This is a genomic window from Sinorhizobium sp. 6-70, from assembly GCF_030124375.1.
Lineage (GTDB): Bacteria > Pseudomonadota > Alphaproteobacteria > Rhizobiales > Rhizobiaceae > Sinorhizobium.
Map to the genome: position 1 here is coordinate 104,802 of NZ_JASKLS010000012.1, position 18,069 is coordinate 122,870.

16 protein-coding genes are annotated in these 18,069 nt (G+C 62.7%); 5 read left to right on the forward strand and 11 right to left on the reverse strand.

Features of this window, described 5'->3' with window-relative positions; all coding sequences use genetic code 11:
* Positions 1-23 precede the first annotated feature (23 nt).
* Positions 24-1,523, reverse strand: coding sequence for an aldehyde dehydrogenase (locus QN222_RS22040; protein ID WP_283961780.1), 1,500 nt, complete (start codon positions 1,521-1,523; stop codon positions 24-26).
* A gap of 1 nt (position 1,524) precedes the next feature.
* The gene (locus QN222_RS22045) at positions 1,525-2,655 is read right to left on the reverse strand and encodes an iron-containing alcohol dehydrogenase (protein WP_283961779.1); all 1,131 of its coding nucleotides are present in this window, start codon (positions 2,653-2,655) and stop codon (positions 1,525-1,527) included.
* Positions 2,656-2,768: 113 nt separating this feature from the next.
* On the opposite strand from QN222_RS22045, the gene QN222_RS22050 reads away from it, so the two are divergent.
* The gene (locus QN222_RS22050; RefSeq protein ID WP_283961778.1) at positions 2,769-3,680 is read left to right on the forward strand and encodes a LysR substrate-binding domain-containing protein; all 912 of its coding nucleotides are present in this window, start codon (positions 2,769-2,771) and stop codon (positions 3,678-3,680) included.
* Between the two features lie 128 nt (positions 3,681-3,808).
* Positions 3,809-4,696 (forward strand): DUF6030 family protein, encoded by an 888-nt coding sequence (locus QN222_RS22055; protein WP_283961777.1) that lies wholly within the window; start codon positions 3,809-3,811, stop codon positions 4,694-4,696.
* Positions 4,697-4,708: 12 nt separating this feature from the next.
* On the opposite strand, the gene QN222_RS22060 is transcribed toward QN222_RS22055, so the two are convergent.
* Positions 4,709-5,140: an Lrp/AsnC family transcriptional regulator gene (locus QN222_RS22060; RefSeq protein ID WP_180939289.1), complete on the reverse strand. Its 432-nt coding sequence runs from the start codon at positions 5,138-5,140 to the stop codon at positions 4,709-4,711.
* Positions 5,141-5,263: 123 nt separating this feature from the next.
* Here QN222_RS22060 and QN222_RS22065 point away from each other — a divergent pair, with 123 nt between their 5' ends.
* Positions 5,264-6,367 carry a saccharopine dehydrogenase family protein gene (locus QN222_RS22065; RefSeq protein ID WP_283961776.1) on the forward strand — a complete coding sequence of 368 codons (1,104 nt, stop codon included), beginning with the start codon at positions 5,264-5,266 and terminating at the stop codon, positions 6,365-6,367.
* 503 nt (positions 6,368-6,870) lie between these two features.
* On the opposite strand, the gene QN222_RS22070 is transcribed toward QN222_RS22065, so the two are convergent.
* The 7 genes from QN222_RS22070 to QN222_RS22100 all read right to left on the reverse strand — a co-directional run bounded on the left by QN222_RS22070 (position 6,871) and on the right by QN222_RS22100 (position 15,025).
* On the reverse strand, positions 6,871-7,275 hold the full coding sequence (locus QN222_RS22070) for a F0F1 ATP synthase subunit epsilon (RefSeq protein ID WP_283961775.1): 405 nt from the start codon (positions 7,273-7,275) through the stop codon (positions 6,871-6,873).
* A 122-nt stretch (positions 7,276-7,397) separates the two neighbouring features.
* Positions 7,398-8,912, reverse strand: coding sequence for a F0F1 ATP synthase subunit beta (gene atpD / locus QN222_RS22075; RefSeq protein ID WP_283961774.1), 1,515 nt, complete (start codon positions 8,910-8,912; stop codon positions 7,398-7,400).
* Positions 8,913-8,935: 23 nt separating this feature from the next.
* Entirely contained in the window at positions 8,936-9,817 is an 882-nt protein-coding gene (locus QN222_RS22080; protein ID WP_283961773.1) for a F0F1 ATP synthase subunit gamma, read from the reverse strand.
* A 27-nt stretch (positions 9,818-9,844) separates the two neighbouring features.
* Positions 9,845-11,374, reverse strand: coding sequence for a F0F1 ATP synthase subunit alpha (gene atpA / locus QN222_RS22085; RefSeq protein WP_283961772.1), 1,530 nt, complete (start codon positions 11,372-11,374; stop codon positions 9,845-9,847).
* Positions 11,374-11,940: a F0F1 ATP synthase subunit delta gene (locus QN222_RS22090; protein ID WP_283961771.1), complete on the reverse strand. Its 567-nt coding sequence runs from the start codon at positions 11,938-11,940 to the stop codon at positions 11,374-11,376. Before QN222_RS22090 ends, atpA begins: the two co-directional genes overlap by 1 nt.
* A 250-nt stretch (positions 11,941-12,190) precedes the next feature.
* Positions 12,191-12,577 carry a DUF4345 domain-containing protein gene (locus QN222_RS22095; RefSeq protein WP_283961770.1) on the reverse strand — a complete coding sequence of 129 codons (387 nt, stop codon included), beginning with the start codon at positions 12,575-12,577 and terminating at the stop codon, positions 12,191-12,193.
* 243 nt (positions 12,578-12,820) lie between these two features.
* A complete protein-coding gene (locus QN222_RS22100) occupies positions 12,821-15,025 on the reverse strand; it encodes a primosomal protein N' (RefSeq protein WP_283961769.1) in 2,205 nt (734 codons plus the stop codon).
* Positions 15,026-15,205: 180 nt separating this feature from the next.
* Here QN222_RS22100 and fsa point away from each other — a divergent pair, with 180 nt between their 5' ends.
* Positions 15,206-15,859 carry a fructose-6-phosphate aldolase gene (gene fsa, locus QN222_RS22105; protein ID WP_280660950.1) on the forward strand — a complete coding sequence of 218 codons (654 nt, stop codon included), beginning with the start codon at positions 15,206-15,208 and terminating at the stop codon, positions 15,857-15,859.
* Positions 15,860-15,954: 95 nt separating this feature from the next.
* Here the strand turns inward: fsa and QN222_RS22110 are convergent, their stop codons facing one another.
* Entirely contained in the window at positions 15,955-16,869 is a 915-nt protein-coding gene (locus QN222_RS22110) for a GNAT family N-acetyltransferase (RefSeq protein WP_283961768.1), read from the reverse strand.
* Positions 16,870-17,021: 152 nt separating this feature from the next.
* On the opposite strand from QN222_RS22110, the gene QN222_RS22115 reads away from it, so the two are divergent.
* Complete coding sequence (locus QN222_RS22115) at positions 17,022-17,957, forward strand: tyrosine recombinase XerC (RefSeq protein WP_283961767.1); 936 nt, start codon at positions 17,022-17,024, stop codon at positions 17,955-17,957.
* Positions 17,958-18,069: the final 112 nt, after the last annotated feature.

An 18,069-nucleotide genomic window follows, 5' to 3' on the forward strand; every position in this document is an offset into this window, starting at 1 on the left:
GTCCTCCCTCTCCTGCGAAAACCCTAATCGAACTGCTGCCAGATGGTCTTGTAGTCGCAATACTTGTCGATCGCATGCACCGAACGGTCGCGGCCGAAGCCGGATTGCTTGAAGCCGCCGAAGGGCGTGGCGAAGTTCGACATGTCATAGGTGTTGATCCACACCGTGCCCGCGTGGATCGCCTCGGAGAAGCGATGGGCCCGGTCCATGTCTCGGGTGAAGACGGCGCCAGCCAGCCCGTAGATCGTGTCGTTGGCGATCCTCAACGCCTCCTCTTCCGTGTCGAAAGGGATGGCGGCGAGCACCGGCCCGAAGATTTCCTGGCGCGCGAGCGTCATTTCGTTGGTCACATCGACGAAGACGCCGGGCGAAACATAATAGCCGCCGGTTTCGCCCATCACCCGTTCGGCGCCGAAGGCACGGCGACCGCCTTCCTTCTCGCCGGCGCCGATGATCGAAAGCACCTTGTTCATGTGCTCCTCCTCGATCAGCGCGCCGATCTGCGCCGAAGGATCGAGCGGATGGCCGAGGGTGATCTCACGCCTGGTCACCGCCTCGATCCTTTCGATCAGCGTCTCCTGCACCGAGCGCTGGACGATCAGACGCGTCGATGCGTGGCAGGTTTCGCCGGAATTGTAGAAGCAGCCCCAGGCGACGGCGCTCGCTGCCGCATCGAGATCGGCATCCTCGAAGACGACGAGCGGCGACTTGCCGCCCAGTTCCAGCGCGACCCGCTTGACGTTCGATTGCGCCGCATAGCCCATGATCAGCTTGCCGACCTCGGTCGAGCCGGTGAAGGCGATCATGTCGACATCCATGTGCCGCGCCAGCGGCTTGCCGGCTTCCTCGCCGTATCCGGTGACGACGTTGAACACACCCGCCGGAAGCCCGGCCTCCAGTGCGAGTTCCGCGAGCCGGATGGCCGAGAGCGATGACTGTTCGGCCGGTTTCAGCACGACCGAATTGCCGGCGGCGATCGCCGGCCCGAGCTTCCAGGCGTCGATGATCAGCGGATAGTTCCATGGCGTGATCGCGCCGATGACGCCGAGCGGCACCTTCCGCACCAGGGCGCGCGCGTTCGGGCCGGTCGGCGCGATCTCGTCATAGAGCTTGTCGATCGTCTCGCCGTAATACTGGACGCCGTCGGCCGCGAGATGGACATCGACGTTAAGAGACGCCATGATCGGCTTGCCGACATCGAGCGTTTCCAGCAGCGCAAGCTCCTCGCCATGCCGCCGGATGAGATCCGCCCATTTTAGCATGATCTTCTTTTTTTCCAGCGGCTCCTTTTTGCGCCAGATGCCACCCTCGAAGGCGGCGCGGGCAGCCGCGACCGCAATATCGACATCGGCGGCGTCACCACGGGCGAGCTTGGCGCCCGGCTTTCCGTCCATCGGCCGGATGCGCGTGAAGGTGGCGCCGGATGCGGAGGCTCTATGCGCGCCGTCGATGAAATGCCGGCCCTCGGGCTTCAGGTCGGCAAGCAGGCTCTCCCAATAGGCGCGCGTATATTCCTTCGTCATCTCATCGCCCTTTCGCGAGCGCCATCATCGTCGCCGCAAAACGGTCGATATCGGCATCCGTCACGTCGCGGATCGTCGACCGACGCATCGGCTGGTTTTCCGGAGCCTTCATCTCGCGGGCGAGATCGTCGGTCTCGAAAGCGTTGAATGCACTCGGTAGAGCGCGCGAGACGCCGCAGCGGTCCATCAGGTCGGAGACGAAGGCAGGAAGATCTGTCACCTCTTCGACGCCGCAGGCCCGTGCGGCACGGCCGAGGTCGGGCGTGTTCGCCTCGACGAGCCAGCTGATCGTCGCCTCGAAGGCAAGTGCCGTCGCGAGCCCGTGATGCACCGGCGCAAGCCCGGCCAACGCATGGCTGATGTTATGCGCGATCGCCGTGCCGCAATTGTCGATGGCGATCCCAGCATAGCAGGAGCCGAGCAGCACCTTGCCGCGCACCTCCAGATTGCCGGGCTCCTTCACCGCCGTCTCCAGGGCGCCGGTGATCAGCCGCAGCGCCTCGTGGGCATAAAACTGGGCGCCGCCGTGCGTGTTGCGATTGGTCGCCGCTTCGAAAGCGTGGACGAACGCATCGAGCCCACACCAGGCAGTGAGATTGGCGGGCAGTGTCGTCGTCAGGGACGGATCGAGCAGCACCAGATCGGCCTTAGTCTCCGCCCCCCAGATCCAGAGCTTCTTGCCTTCCGGCCCCGAGAAGATGTTGGTGGCGGAGGTCTCCGATCCGGTGCCGGCTGTCGTCGGCACCAGGATCTTCTTCAAGGGGTTTTTCGGCAACGGATTGGCGGCGAGCGCGTAGTGCATCGGGTCCCGGCCAGAGTCCGCGCAACAGGCGACGATCTTGGCGATATCGAGCGCCGAACCGCCGCCGATGCCGATCACGAGATCGCAGCCCGTCGCCATTTCAAGCGCCGCACGCAGGTGGGCAAGCTTCGGCTCCCCGGTAAATTCCGAGAAGATGCGGGTGCTGATTCCCTCCTGCTCAAGGGTTTTCGTGACACATTCGCTCAAACCGGACTGCGCGAGAAAGACATCGATAACGATGATCGCGCGTTGCGCGCCAAACGTCCTTGCGGCGAGGGCAAGGGTCTGATGAATATTCTCTCCGAAACGGATTTCCGGAATGAAAGACATGGAAAACTGCAAAGGTCGTGCTCCCGGCTGGCCTGCGTCGCGGCTTTACCCTGCAACACGATCTGATATTTTCAAATCCGGTGAATTTTCGGCCTTTTTGATAACCTGAAGTCATGGAAAACCGTCTGCTCGATCGCATTCCGCTGGAGGCCTTCCGCGTCTTCGATGCCGCGAGCCGGCACATGAACTTTTCCCGCGCCGGTCGCGAGCTCAACATCACCCAGGCGGCCGTCAGCCGGCGCATCAAGACGCTTGAGGATCATCTGGGCAGCCCGCTCTTCAGCCGTCGCGGCAAGAACCTGGAGTTGACACCGCAGGGCGAGCGGCTTTTTCAGCGGGTACGCGCCTCGCTCGACTATCTCGAGGAAAGCCTCGAACCTTTCCGCGGTGCCTCCGGCCAGACGATCTCGATCGCCGCCAGCGGCTCGGTCTCCCATCTCTGGCTCGGCACGCGATTGCGCGAATTCGGCAAGGAGAACCCGGGCATCTCGATCCGCCTCTTGACGACGGACAGCCCCTCCGAGCTTGCCTCGGAAAACAACGACCTCGTCATCCTCTATTCCACCGGAGATCACCCGCGCTGGTCGCTGACCCTGTTGATGGCCGAGGAGTTGGCGCCGGTCGCCTCGCCCGACTATCTCGCCGCCAGGGGCCTCGATGCCGCCGAACTGCCACCCGAGACCATCGCAACGCTCGACCTCATCGACTACGATCGCTTCAACGCCCACTGGATCTCGTTCCAGAAATGGTTCGAGCGGATCGAGCCTTCCCGGCACGGGGCAAAGCCGCGCCCCAAATATACGTTTTCAACCTATGTGATGGCGATCGATGCGGCTTTGCGCGGCGACGGCGTGGCGCTCGGCAGCCTCGGCCTGGTGCGGGAACACCTCAGGGATGGCCGCCTGGCAATGCTCGGCCAACGCAGTCTTGCCTCCGGTTACGGCTATTATCTCGGGTTGCCGCGCAACCGGCCATCGACAGACGAGGTGCTCCGCCTCCACGCAGCGCTGAGCAGGCCGGCATGAACGGCGCGCCGATCCAGGATAGTGGGCCCCTGCAGCGCGGCGCTCTGGCTGCGCCATGCGCAATCTTCGTAGCGCGCGAGACATTTTGCGTGGCTGGCGCACTTTTCGAGACGGGGCGCTGAGGCCCGATGGAGAAGAACCAGAAAGGCCGTTCCGGCATCGCCTTTTTCTTCCTTGCCGTGGCGCTCGTTTTCACGGCGATCCTCGCGACCGTTCTTCTTGCCAACGAACAGCGCAACCTGAAACAACTCCTCACGGCCGCCGGTCTGCCAACGACGATGCTGGAGGAGGCGAAGCAGGAGGCTAATCAAGCGGAGCCGGCGCGTGAGGTCCGCAAGAAATCGGAACCGCCCCGGATGCTGCTGCCGGCCCGAACCTTTGAAGACCTGCACACGCCCGAGCAGCAGTTTCTGCGCGACATCCGCAGCGACCCGCGCGCGCTTTGCGAAGGCTTGCGCGACGCGGGCTTTCGTGAACTTGAGTGGAAGTCCGCCGAGAGCGGCCGGTGGGAATGCTCCTCGCTCATCCCGCTTGCCCGGCCTGGCGAAGACAACCCCTCCTCGGTCTTCATTTTCGTCAAAGGCAACGGCGAAGACGAAATCACCTCGTTCCGCGTAAAGCTCAACATCGAACGGCCCGAGGACACACAGGCCGTCACCAGCGCCGCGGCCAAAGCCGCCTCGGTCTTCCTGACGCAGGTGCGCTGGGCGGATAGCGCAAGCATCGCCTTGCGAATCCAGGCGCTCAAGGAATTCGACCTCAAGCGCTTCGGCAGCCGGATCCAGTTCAAGCAGGAATCGGGCGACGTTCCCCGCTACAATTTCCTCGCCAACCAGGCGGCACGCACACGGCCGAAGACTATCGCCGAGCTCTTTTTCGATCGCGGCAAGTGGCTCACTCCCGGCGACGGCTCGGCTGTCTCCTTCGTGCGCGGCCCGGCGGCCTGGAACGCGCCGGAGGCCATGCCTGAGGAAAGCAGCGCCTCTCCATCAACGAATAAGCAATCAGACCGCTGAAACCAGAGCCGCTCAGCGGTCGATGCGGGTCGAGAGAATGATCGAGGACAGCGTCTTTTCGACGCCGTCGATTTCGCCGATGCGATCGATCAACAGGTCGAGCTCGCTGATCGAGGCCGCCGCCACGACCGCGATGAGATCGAAACTGCCGCTGACGGAATGAAGCGTCCGGATCTCCCGGATCGCACCGAGCTCGGGCGTAACACGGCTCAGCGCCCGTGGCGCGATGGTGATCAGCACATGCGCCTTCACCAGGCCCTTCTCGTAGCTTTCCGAAAGCCGCACGCCATAGCCGGCAATGACGCCCTCGCGCTCCAGTCGTTCGATTCGCGCCTGCACCGTCGTGCGCGAAAGGCCGAGCCGGCGTGCGATCGTCGCCGTCGGCATCCGCGCATTCTCGCTCAGGATGGCGAGAAGCTCACGGTCCTTGTCAGTTACCTGCATATCGTCGGTCCATTTTGGCGAATTGCCGAATATTGACCGGCGATTTAGCCGCATCGACGCTTCAAATCAACAGGCCATCGCGAGAGAATAGAATACGAAGCAGCTCATACCCTGGGGAAAAGAATGAAAGACATCGTCGTCATCGGCGCCGGCAAGATCGGCTCCACCATCGCACGCATGCTGGCGCATACCGGCGACTATCGCGTCTGTGTTGCCGACCGCAGCGCCGAGCAACTGCAACAGGTCGAAAAGCACGATGCCATTTCGACCGCGACCATCGACATCTCCGACAAGAAGGCCCTCGTCGGCCTGCTGACCGGCAAGTTCGCCGTGTTGAGTGCGGCACCGTTCCACCTGACGGTCGCCATTGCCGAAGCTGCCGCCGACGCCGGGATCCACTATCTCGACCTGACCGAGGACGTCGAATCGACCCGCCAGGTCAAGGCGATCGCGGCAGAAGCGAAGACCGCCTTCATTCCGCAATGCGGCCTTGCGCCGGGCTTCATCTCGATCGTCGCTAACGATCTGGCGAAGCGCTTCGACACGCTGGAGAGCGTGCGCATGCGCGTCGGCGCCCTGCCGCAATATCCGTCCAACGCCCTCAACTATAACCTGACCTGGAGCACGGACGGCGTCATCAACGAATATATCGAGCCCTGCGAAGCGATCGTCGAGGGTTCCCTGATCGAAGTTCCGGCGATGGAAGAGCGCGAGGAATTCTCGCTCGACGGCGTCACCTACGAGGCCTTCAACACCTCCGGCGGCCTCGGTACGCTTTGCGAAACCTTGAAGGGCAAGGTCCGCACGCTGAACTACAAGACGATCCGCTATCCGGGCCACGCCGCCATCTTCAAGGCGCTCCTGAACGACCTTGGCCTGCGCCATCGCCGCGAGGTGCTGAAGGATATTCTGGAGAACGCCCTGCCGACCACCACGCAGGACGTCGTCGTCATCTTCGTCACCGTCTCCGGCTTCCGCGAAGGCCGCCTGGTTCAGGAAACCTACGCCAACAAGGTCTATAGCGGTGTTGTCGCCGGACGCATGCAGAGCGGCATCCAGATCACCACGGCGGGCAGTATCTGCGCCGTCCTCGACCTGCTCGCCGAAGGCAAGATCGCGACGAAGGGCTTCGTCCGCCAGGAAGACATCGCGCTCGACACCTTCCTCGCCAACCGCTTCGGTTATTACTACGCGCAGAAGCACGAGAGGGAACGCGCGGCGAGCTGAAGCGCTGCTCCTGCTGCATGTTTCCTTAATCGTAGCCGATTTAAGGATAAAGACATGCAGCAGTTCAAAGCGCTACAGCGTCCTTTGCGCGTCTCATAGGCGCGCGGCGCCGTAGAGGGGGCGTTCCAGCGCGTCGGCGAAATGAAACACGATAAATGCCCGGGCGAGGTCCGGGCATTTTTGCGTTCAAGGGTCATCCCGTCTCGCATCCCCCTCATCCGGCCTGCCGGCCACCTTCTCCCCGCAAGCGGGGCGAAGGAGACTCGAGGCACCGCTTCAGTTCCCTCTCCCAGGAAGAATACGATTGCGGCGGTGCTCGTCCCCTCGCCCCGCCTGCCGGGAGAGGGCTAGGGTGAGGGGCATTGTGAACGCTGTGCGCGGCGACGTTCGCTTGACCGGTTGTCGACATTACCCACCACGAACGGAACGCGATGGCGCCGGACATGAAAAACCCCGCTCGAGGCGGGGTTCGATAGGCATTATCCCTTATCGGGATGCCCCCTTCAGGCGGGAATGACGATCTCCCCGAGCTTCGTCAGTTCGGCGATGAATTGCTCGAGACGAGTCTTCTTCTCGTCGCCTGCGCCCTCCAGTTCGGCGCGAACGGCGTCGATGCGGTTTTCCAGAACCGTGCGGTCGAGTTCATCGACGTGGACGGCGGACTCGGCAAGCAGCGTGCAGCCGGTCGGCAGGATATCGGCGAAACCACCGAATACTGCGAAACGCTCGGTCTTGCCGTCAGCCGTTTTCACGGTAACCACGCCCGGCTTGACGGTCGTCATCGTCGGCGCGTGATAGGCCATCACGGTCATCTCGCCCTCGGTTGCCGGAATGACGACTTCCGTCACTTTTTCCGAAAGCAGCAGGCGCTCGGGGGAAACAAGCTCAAAATTGAAACTGTCGGCCATGACCATTCACTTCTGGTGCGCGCGCCATCCGTTGGCAGCGGCTGTGGCATGTTCTCTGCCGCTCGTGGCGGCAGAATGAAAACCGTGGCGTGAAATGTTCGCGCCACGGTTCACGATGCTGATTAAGCGGCTTCGGCAGCCAGCTTCTTAGCCTTCTCGATCGCTTCGTCGATCGAGCCGACCATGTAGAAGGCAGCTTCCGGCAGGTGGTCGTATTCGCCGTTGACGAGGCCCTTGAAGCCCTTGATCGTGTCTTCGAGCGCAACCAGCTTGCCCGGCGAACCGGTGAATACTTCGGCGACGAAGAACGGCTGCGACAGGAAGCGCTCGATCTTGCGGGCGCGGGCAACCGCCAGCTTGTCCTCTTCGGAAAGCTCGTCCATGCCGAGGATGGCGATGATGTCTTGGAGCGCCTTGTAGCGCTGCAGCGTCGACTGCACCTTGCGCGACACTTCGTAGTGCTCTTCGCCGACGATCATCGGGTCGAGCATGCGCGAGGTCGAGTCGAGCGGGTCCACGGCCGGGTAGATGCCCTTTTCCGCGATCGAGCGCGACAGAACGGTCGTTGCATCGAGGTGAGCGAACGAGGTTGCCGGCGCCGGGTCGGTCAAGTCGTCGGCCGGAACGTAGATGGCCTGAACCGAAGTGATCGAACCCTTGGTCGTCGTGGTGATGCGCTCCTGCATCTGGCCCATGTCGGTCGCGAGCGTCGGCTGATAACCCACGGCTGAAGGAATACGGCCGAGCAGAGCCGACACTTCCGAACCCGCCTGGGTGAAGCGGAAGATGTTGTCGACGAAGAAGAGAACGTCCTGGCCTTCGTCACGGAACTGTTCGGCGACCGTCAGGCCGGTGAGCGCGACGCGAGCGCGGGCGCCCGGCGGTTCGTTCATCTGGCCGTAAACGAGAGCGGCCTTGGAGCCTTCGCCGCCGCCGTGCTTGTTCACGCCCGACTCGATCATTTCGTGATAGAGGTCGTTGCCTTCGCGGGTGCGTTCACCGACGCCTGCAAAGACCGAGTAACCACCGTGCGCCTTGGCGACGTTGTTGATCAGCTCCATGATCAGAACGGTCTTGCCGACGCCTGCACCGCCGAAGAGGCCGATCTTGCCGCCCTTCGCATAGGGAGCGAGCAGGTCGACGACCTTGATGCCGGTGACGAGGATCTGCGCTTCGGTCGACTGCTCGACATAGGCCGGCGCGTCCTGGTGGATCGCGCGGCGTGCGGAGGTCTTCAGTGGACCGGCTTCATCGACCGGCTCGCCGATGACGTTCATGATGCGGCCGAGGGTTTCCTTGCCGACCGGAACCGAGATCGGGCCGCCCGTGTCGGTGACCGACTGGCCGCGAACCACGCCTTCGGTCGAGTCCATGGCGATCGTGCGGACGGAGTTTTCGCCGAGATGCTGCGCGACTTCGAGAACGAGGCGGTTGCCCTTGTTGTCGGTTTCCAGCGCGTTCAGGATCTGCGGGAGTTGACCCTCCTCGAAAGCGACGTCGACAACGGCGCCGATAACCTGCGTGACGCGACCGACAGCGCCGGTCGCAGCAACGGCTGTCTTGGCGGAAGCTGCCTTCTTCGGAGCAGCGGGCTTCTTCGCCGCTGCGGTTTCTTTGGGGGTAGCTGCCTTAGCCATAATTCTTACCCTCTTTCGTAACCTTAGAGCGCTTCCGCGCCAGAGATGATTTCAATGAGTTCCTTGGTGATCTGCGCCTGCCGCTGACGGTTGTAGTTAAGCGTCAGCTTGTTGATCATCTCACCGGCGTTGCGCGTCGCATTGTCCATGGCGCTCATCTTGGCGCCCATTTCGCCAGCGACGTTCTCGAGCAGGGCCCGGAAGATCTGCACCGAGATGTTGCGCGGGATGAGATCGGTCAGGATGGCGGCTGCGTCCGGCTCGTATTCGTAGATCGCCGAAGCGTCCGAGCTCTCGGTGGAAACATCGCCAGCCGAGGCCGGGATGAGCTGCTGCGCGGTCGGAACCTGGGAAATGACGGACTTGAACTCGGAGTAGAACAGCGTGCAGACATCGAACTCGCCCTTCTCGAAGAGCGCGATGACCTTGTGGCCGATCTGATCGGCGTTTTCGAAGCCGATCTTCTTGACTTCACGCAGGTCGATACGTTCGATGATCAGCGACGCGAATTCACGCCGCAGGATATCGAAACCCTTCTTGCCGACGCAGATGATCTTCACGGTCTTGCCGGCAGCGAGCAGCTTGCGCACATGATCGCGGGCAAAGCGCGCGATCTGCGAGTTGAAGCCGCCGCAGAGGCCGCGTTCCGCCGTGCAGACGATCAGGAGATGTGTGTCGTCCCTGCCGGTTCCGGTCATCAGCTGCGGTACGCTTTCGTCCGCGCCGACCGCCTGGGCGATGTTGGCGAGAACGGCAGCCATGCGCTGCGAGTAAGGCCGGGCGGCCTCGGCCGCCTCCTGCGCACGCCGAAGCTTCGCCGCGGCGACCATCTTCATCGCCTTGGTGATCTTCTGCGTCGCCTTGACGGAGGCGATCCGGTTTTTCAGATCCTTAAGTGAAGGCATCCGTTGTCCGTCCTAAATGAAACCCGCTCAGGCGAAAGACTTGGCGAAGGTGTCGATTGCAGCCTTCAGCTTGCCCTTGGTGTCGTCGGAAATCGCCTTTTCCGTGCGGATCGTTTCCAGCACGTCCTTGCCTTCCGAACGCAGGTAGGAGAGCAGGCCCTGCTCGAACTTGCCGACCTGGTTGACCGGCAGCTTGTCAAGGTAGCCGTTGACGCCTGCGAAGATCACCGCGACCTGCTCTTCCGTCTTCAGCGGCGAGAACTGCGGCTGCTTCAGGAGTTCGGTCAGGCGGGCACCGCGGTTCAAGAGGCGTTGCGTTGCGGCATCGAGATCCGAACCGAACTGTGCGAAGGCCGCCATTTCGCGGTACTGCGCGAGTTCACCCTTGATCGAGCCTGCGACCTGCTTCATCGCCTTGATCTGCGCCGAAGAGCCGACGCGCGAAACCGACAGACCGACGTTAACGGCCGGACGGATGCCCTGGTAGAACAGGTCGGTTTCAAGGAAGATCTGGCCGTCGGTGATCGAGATCACGTTGGTCGGAATGAACGCGGAAACGTCGTTGCCCTGCGTCTCGATGACCGGCAGAGCCGTCAGCGAGCCGGCACCCTTGTCGTCGTTGAGCTTTGCAGCGCGCTCAAGCAGGCGGGAATGCAGGTAGAAAACGTCGCCCGGATAGGCTTCGCGGCCCGGCGGACGGCGCAGGAGCAGCGACATCTGACGGTATGCGACGGCCTGCTTGGAAAGGTCGTCATAGCCGATCAGCGCATGCTTGCCGTTGTCGCGGAAGTATTCGCCCATCGCGCAGCCGGCGAACGGAGCGAGGTACTGCATCGGGGCCGGATCCGAAGCGGTCGCGGCAATGATGATCGAGTACTGCAGCGCGCCGCGCTCTTCGAGAACCTTCACGAATTGGGCAACCGTCGAGCGCTTCTGGCCGATGGCGACATAGACGCAGTAGAGCTTGTCCTGCTCCGGGCCGTTATCGTGGATCGGCTTCTGGTTCAGGAAGGTGTCGAGGATGATCGCGGTCTTGCCGGTCTGGCGGTCGCCGATGACGAGCTCGCGCTGGCCGCGGCCGACCGGGATGAGGGCGTCGATCGCCTTGAGGCCGGTCGACATCGGCTCATGAACCGACTTGCGCGGAATGATGCCGGGAGCCTTGACGTCAACGCGGGCGCGCTGCTTGGCATTGATCGGGCCCTTGCCGTCGATCGGGTTGCCGAGCGCGTCGACGACGCGGCCGAGCAGTTCCGGACCAACCGGGACGTCCACGATGGCGCCAGTCCGCTTGACGGTGTCGCCTTCCTTGATGTCACGGTCGGAACCGAAAATAACCACACCGACGTTGTCGGCTTCGAGGTTCAGCGCCATGCCGCGAATTCCGCCGGGGAATTCGACCATCTCGCCTGCCTGTACGTTGTCCAGGCCGTAGACGCGGGCGATACCGTCACCGACGGAAAGCACCTGGCCAACTTCGGAGACTTCTGCTTCCTGGCCGAAATTTTTGATCTGATCTTTGAGAATTGCGGAAATTTCCGCGGCGCGGATATCCATCAGCCGACCTCTTTCAGTGCAAGCTTAAGGGTAGAGAGTTTGGTGCGAAGGGAGGTGTCAATCTGGCGGGACCCGACCTTGACGATCAGACCTCCAAGAATAGACGGGTCGACAGTGACGTTGACCGCCACGTCTTTGCCGGTGACGCCCTTGAGCGTCGCCTTCAATTCAGTTTCCTGCGCCGGGGTCAGCGCATGGGCCGACGTGACGTCGGCGGAAATTTCGCCGCGATGGCGCGCGGCAATCAGGCGGAACGCCTGGATGATGCCCGGCAGCGCGAAGAGGCGGCGGTTGCGGGCAACGACCTTGAGGAAGTTGCCGACCAGCCCGGAGATACCAGCCTTTTCGGCGACCGCGGAAATGGCCTTGAACTGGTCCTCGGCAGAAAAGACCGGGCTTACGATCAGCCGCTTCAGGTCATCGCTGCCGTCGATCAGCGCCTGGACGCGATTAAGGTCGGCGCCGACCGCATCGAGCGAACCGGCCTCAAGAGCGAGTTCGAAGAGCGAGGACGCATATCTTTCTGCAACACCGGAAATAAGCTGGGATGTGTCTGCCACGGGCACACGCTTCTCTCTAAATCATCCAAGAACGTCAGCTGCGGCGAACCGTTGACTTAACACCTTGAATTTGCTGCAATAACTCGCAGGATATCGAGGCCTCTCGACCCACTTCCCCCGCAATTCGCGGTTCGTCTAGCATAGGATGTTTGGACTCGCAACACGCCAACGGCAGGAATGCGGCATAAGTCGACCCACATCGGCCGAATTTTGCCGTAAATCCCCGAATGAAACGCTGAAATCCTGCTTACGTTCGTCAGATCAGCCCGAAAACATACGCAAGCGGGAGGATCGCCAGCACCGCCTGAACAGCAAGGGCGATCCAGTTGAAAAGTGTCCCGCCATTGTCGCTCATCATCGACAGGATGCGACCGAAGGCCGCGAGCGCGAAGGCCGCGCCGACAGCGAGATAGACCATCGGCTGGCCGAGCAGGATGGCGCCGAGCCCGAGACCGACATGCATGCCGCCCATGGTGGAGCGGGCTTCAGCAAGCCCGCCGCGGCGCCCCTCGGCGACGCCGATGCCGGCCGCGCGAAAGGCAAGACGCGGCGCAAAGAGCATGACAAGGCCGATAAGCGTTGCGGCGGTCGCCGCGCAAAATGCCAGGAACTCCCCGGTTTCCGTCGGAATGTAGAACTCCATGCCGTCCCCGCTGATGGAATCATCGTCGTTGGCGTCGCGCCCGAGCGATTCCTCGCAGACGCGGCACCGGGGGAGGTCTAGCGCATGTCGGCGCCAATGTGAATCCGCTCCGTCGCGTTCAAACCATCGATTAGAGCGGGATGAGGAAAGTGTGTGCAGTTTTCCGCCCGCGTCCCGCTTCTAATTTATTAGAATCGATCGCGTTTATGATTTTGGGTCGAATCGACCCAAGATCATCGTGATCTAGAGAAAACTCTGCGGATCGATGTCGAGTTGCACGCTGATCGACCCCCTCTCCTTGGGCCCGCCAGCAATCATCGCCTTGACGAAGGCCTGCATGTCGCTGTTGCGTCGCCCATGGACGAGCAGACGGAAGCGGTGGCGCCCGCGGATGAGCGCGAGTGGCGCCTCGGCTGGACCGAGGATCGAGATGCCGTCGACGCGCGGGGCAGCCATACGCAGACTGCGCGCATGACTTTCCGCGTCATTACGGCTGTCGGCGGAGACGATGATCGAGGCCAGCCGGCCGAAGGGCGGCAGCGCGGCGCGTTCCCGCTCGTTGATCTCACGCTCGTAGAAGGCGTCCGAATCGCCCGAGACGATCGCCTGCATCACCGGATGCTGCGGCTGATAGGTCTGCAGCAGGCCAAGGCTCTTCAGCCCCGTCCGCCCGGCGCGCCCCGTCACCTGCGAAAGAAGTTGAAACGTTCGCTCCGCCGCGCGCGGATCGCCGTTGGCGAGGCCGAGATCGGCGTCGACGATGCCGACCAGCGTCATCATCGGGAAGTTGTGGCCCTTGGCGACGAGCTGCGTGCCGATGACGATATCCGCCTCGCCGCGTGCGATCGCCTCGAGTTCCAGTCGCAGACGTTTGACGCCCATCAGATCGGAAGAGAGCACGATCGTGCGCGCTTCGGGGAAATGCCGTTCGACCTCCTCGGCGATGCGCTCGACCCCTGGGCCGCAGGCGACCAGATGATCGAGTGTGCCGCATTCGGGGCAGGCTTCCGGCGTCCGCTCGGAATAGCCGCAATGATGGCACTGGATCTGGCCGCGGAAGCGGTGTTCGACGAGCCAGCTCGAGCAGTCCGGGCATTGGAAGCGATGGCCGCAGACGCGGCAGAGCGTCAAGGGCGCATAGCCGCGCCGGTTCAAAAACAGCAGCGCCTGTTCGCCACGGCCGATCGCCTTGCCGACCTGGTTGAGGAGCACCGGCGAGATAAAGCCGCCGCGCTCGGGCGGATGGCGGCGCATGTCGACGACGCCGAGATGCGGAAGCGCCGCATCACCAAAGCGCGTCGGCAGGTGGATCGGCCGATAACGGCCTACGTCGCCGTTCACCCGGCTTTCGACGGAGGGCGTTGCCGATACCAAGACGACCGGAAAGCCACCGATCCTGCCGCGCACGACCGCCATATCGCGGGCGTTGTAGAAGACGCGATCTTCCTGCTTGTAGGCAGGGTCGTGCTCCTCGTCGACGATGATCAGACCAAGATCCTCGAAGGGCAGGAACAGCGCTGAACGGGCGCCGGCGACGACGCGAACCGTGCCGGTCGTCACCTGCCGCCACACTTTCTCGCGCGTTCGCGGCGCGAGATCGGAATGCCATTCCGCCGGCTTTGCACCGAAGCGATCCTGGAACCGTTCGAGGAAGCTTGCGGTAAGCGCAATTTCCGGCAACAGGATCAGCACTTGCTTGCCGGCCCGCAGGGTTGCGGCGATCGCCTCGAAATAGACCTCTGTCTTGCCGGAGCCGGTAATGCCGTCGATGAGGGAAACGGAGAATCTTCCCTCTTCCACCGCCGCCAGCAGATCGGCTGCGGCATCCTTCTGCGCGCCCTCCAGCCGGGGAGCGGCGAAATCGGGATCGGGCGGGGCAACAACGGGCGGCGGCGGCATGAAGACGGTCTCGAACACGCCCTGCGCGGTAAGGCCGTCGATGACACTCGAAGAAGCGCCTGCCGCATGCGCGAGTCCGGAGCGCGTCCAGGAAAAACCGTCGCTTGCCGCCGCGATAACCCTTTCACGCGCCGATGTCATGCGCTCCGGCCGCTGATCCGTCAGGCGCAATGCTTCCACCATCGGTTCCGGGTCAAAGGCCGTCGGCGCCCGCAACGCCATGCGCGCGACGAGCCCCGGCGGCGTCACCGTATAGGCCGCCACCCAATCGAGAAAGGCCCGCATGTCGCCCGTGAGCGGCGGGCAGTCGAAGACCTTCTCGATCTGCTTCAGTTTCTTCGGATCGACCGTACCATCATCGGCGCCGTCCCAGACCACGCCCACGACAAGACGAGGGCCTAGCGGCACCTGCACGATCGATCCCGGCTCGACCGCCATGCCATCCGGCACTACATAGGAATAGGCCTTCGGCGCCGGCATCGGCACCAGGACGGGCACGATGCGGCGGTCGGATACGGCCCCGAATAAATCGGTTGAATCAAGAGTCATTTTGCCGTGACCTTGCCACCGCTTTCAGTTAAAGAAAACTGCGCAGCGAACCGCTGCCTTGTGGATAGCAGGGTTTGTCACGGTTCCATCAGAGTTTCAACGCGCGCGGTTTCTGTCCGCGGATTTTCCGCCCGGCAGATATGCGCCCGAACGGCAATCATGCCCCAAGGAGAGACCTCCATGAAATTTTTCGTTGATACCGCCGATGTGAAGGAAATCCGGGAACTGAACGACCTCGGCCTGCTCGACGGCGTCACCACAAACCCCTCGCTCATCCTGAAGTCGGGCCGCGACATCGTCGAAGTCACCAAGGAAATCTGCTCGATCGTCGAGGGGCCGGTATCTGCCGAAGTGACGGCAACCGAATACAGCGAGATGATGAAGGAGGCGGCGGCGCTTTCGAAGATCGCCGACAACATCTGCATCAAGGTGCCGCTGACGCTTGACGGCCTCAAGGCCTGCAAGGCGCTGACCTCGGACGGCCACCAGACGAACGTGACGCTTTGCTTCTCGGCCAACCAGGCCCTGCTTGCCGCCAAGGCCGGCGCGACCTTCGTCTCACCCTTCATCGGCCGCCTCGACGACATCGCCTTCGACGGCATGGATCTCATCCGTGAAATCCGCCACATCTTCGACAACTACGGCTACGAGACGGAAATCCTCGCCGCCTCGGTGCGCACGGTCAACCACGTCAAGGAAGCCGCCCTCATCGGCGCCGACGTCGTCACCGCGCCGCCGGCGACGCTGAAGGCGCTCGTCAAGCACCCGCTGACGGACAAGGGCCTCGAAATGTTCCTGGCCGACTGGGCAAAGACCGGCCAGAAGATCGGGTGATCGGTCGCGCTCCAGCGCGCAGAATTTGAAAGGCCTCGCAGCGATGCGGGGCCTTCGTGCATTCGGGTCGCGGTGCGTGTGCCGTTCAGATCTGCTCAGATCTGCCTGACCGACGGATCGAATACCGAATCGCTGTCGGCCGCGAGTTCGAAAACCGTATGTCTTTCCAGGGCACGCGTGACGTCTGCCGGATCGCCGTCCAGCGCTTCGGGCGCGATCAGATTGCCGACGCGAAAATCGAAGAGGTCGCCCTTCTTGTTCAGGAGTTCATGGAACACCGTCATGTCGCGCAGTTCCGTCGACCATTTGGCGAACCAGTAGAAGAGACCGGAATTGCGCGCGCTCATATGCACCGGCAGGATCGGTAGGCCATATTTGCGCGCAAAACCGACGGCGGAACTCTTCCATGGGCGCTCGTTAAGGCACCCGTCGCCCCAATAGGCGATGCGGCCCGAAGGGAAAAGCACGGTTGCCTTGCCCTCTTCGATAGCGCGATTGGTGACCTGCAGCGTTTCGCGAGCCTTGAGCTTGCTCTTGTACTCTTCGCGCCATTCGACCGGAATGACCATCTCGACGAAGCGCGGATTGACCCTGATCGCGTCGCGATTGGCGAAGAACATCATGTCCGGCCGGCGGGACTTCAAAAGATCGAAGACCGCTATGCCATCGGCAATGCCGGTCGGATGATTGCTGACAAGGAGAAAGCCGCCCCTTGCCGGAATCCGCTCTGCCTTGTCGACGCGAATGTCGAGCGAAAGCAGCGAGCTCAGGTGCTCGAACGCCTGAAAGCCCGGCATGTTGGCGACGGCATCGGCGAATTCGATCGCCTTGCGATAGTTGAGCAGGGTGTAGAGAAAGGGCCGCATGGCCGGCCACAACGGGTGGCGAACGATCTTCCGGCCGCGTTCGGCGATCAGGGTATCGACGATATGGCCGGGCTGTCCCTGAGAAACCAAGGCAATGGCCTCAGCAAAATGCGCGAATCCGCCCCCCATGTCCCTTCTCGCCATAGTCCCATCCGCGTTTGCTGACCGACCATCGCAGTTCAATATGATCGAACAATGACAAATTCCAAGGGTGCGACAGCAAAAAGAAGTGCGTTAGCAAAAACATAAGACGCCCGGCGACATTGTGTACGGCACACGGAATCGCCGGAGCGATGATGAACGAGCTTCTTGCAATTGGTCACCCCGAAGTCATGGCGGAACGCCAGCGCTGGCTGGCGAGCCTCACCCAGGAACGGCGTCTGTCCGCGAAGACGGTCGAGGCCTATGAGCGCGATACGCGGCAATTCCTGACCTTCCTGACCGGGCACCTCGCCGGACCGCCGCGCCTGGCGGATATCCGCAGTTTGCGCCCGGCCGACCTGCGCGGCTTCTTGGCGCAGCGACGCAAACACGGTGCGGGCGCGCGTACACTCGGACGCGGGTTGGCGGGCCTCCGCTCCTTCCTGCGCTACCTGGAGAAAAATGGTCTTGCCAACGCCGCGGGCGCCCAGGCCGTGCGCTCGCCGAAGCAGCCGAAATCGCTGCCGAAACCGTTGACGGACGGCGAGGCGCTGAAGGTCGTCACGTCGGACGCGCAGCTTGCGGAAGAGCCGTGGATCGCAGCCCGAAACGCTGCCGTTCTGACGCTTCTCTACGGCTGCGGCCTGCGCATATCGGAAGCGCTTGCGCTGACACCCAACGATTTTGCCGGCGCCAGTTCTTCGTTGCGCATCAACGGCAAAGGCGGCAAGACCCGAATCGTCCCGCTCATTGCCGCCGCGACCGAAGCCGTAGCCACCTACACCAGGATTTGTCCCTACCATCTCGCCGCCGATGCACCGCTGTTCCGCGGTGCCCGCGGCGCCACGCTGCAGCCGGCGATCATCCAGCGCGAGATGCAGAAACTGCGCGCCGCCCTCGGCCTTCCCGATTCGGCAACGCCGCACGCCCTGCGGCATTCCTTCGCCACCCATCTTCTGGCCGGCGGTGGTGACCTGCGCACCATCCAGGAGTTGCTCGGCCATGCCAGCCTTTCGACAACGCAGGTCTACACAGGCGTCGATTCGGCTCGCCTTCTGGAAATCTATGATCGCGCTCATCCCCGCGCTTGAATTCGGCCCGCGCCTGAAAATCGGCCCGCCTGAAAATCGGCCAAGTACCGGATTAACCAAACCCGTTAAGGAACCCGTGACCATCGCGGCGTAGGGTTCGAGGGAGCATTCA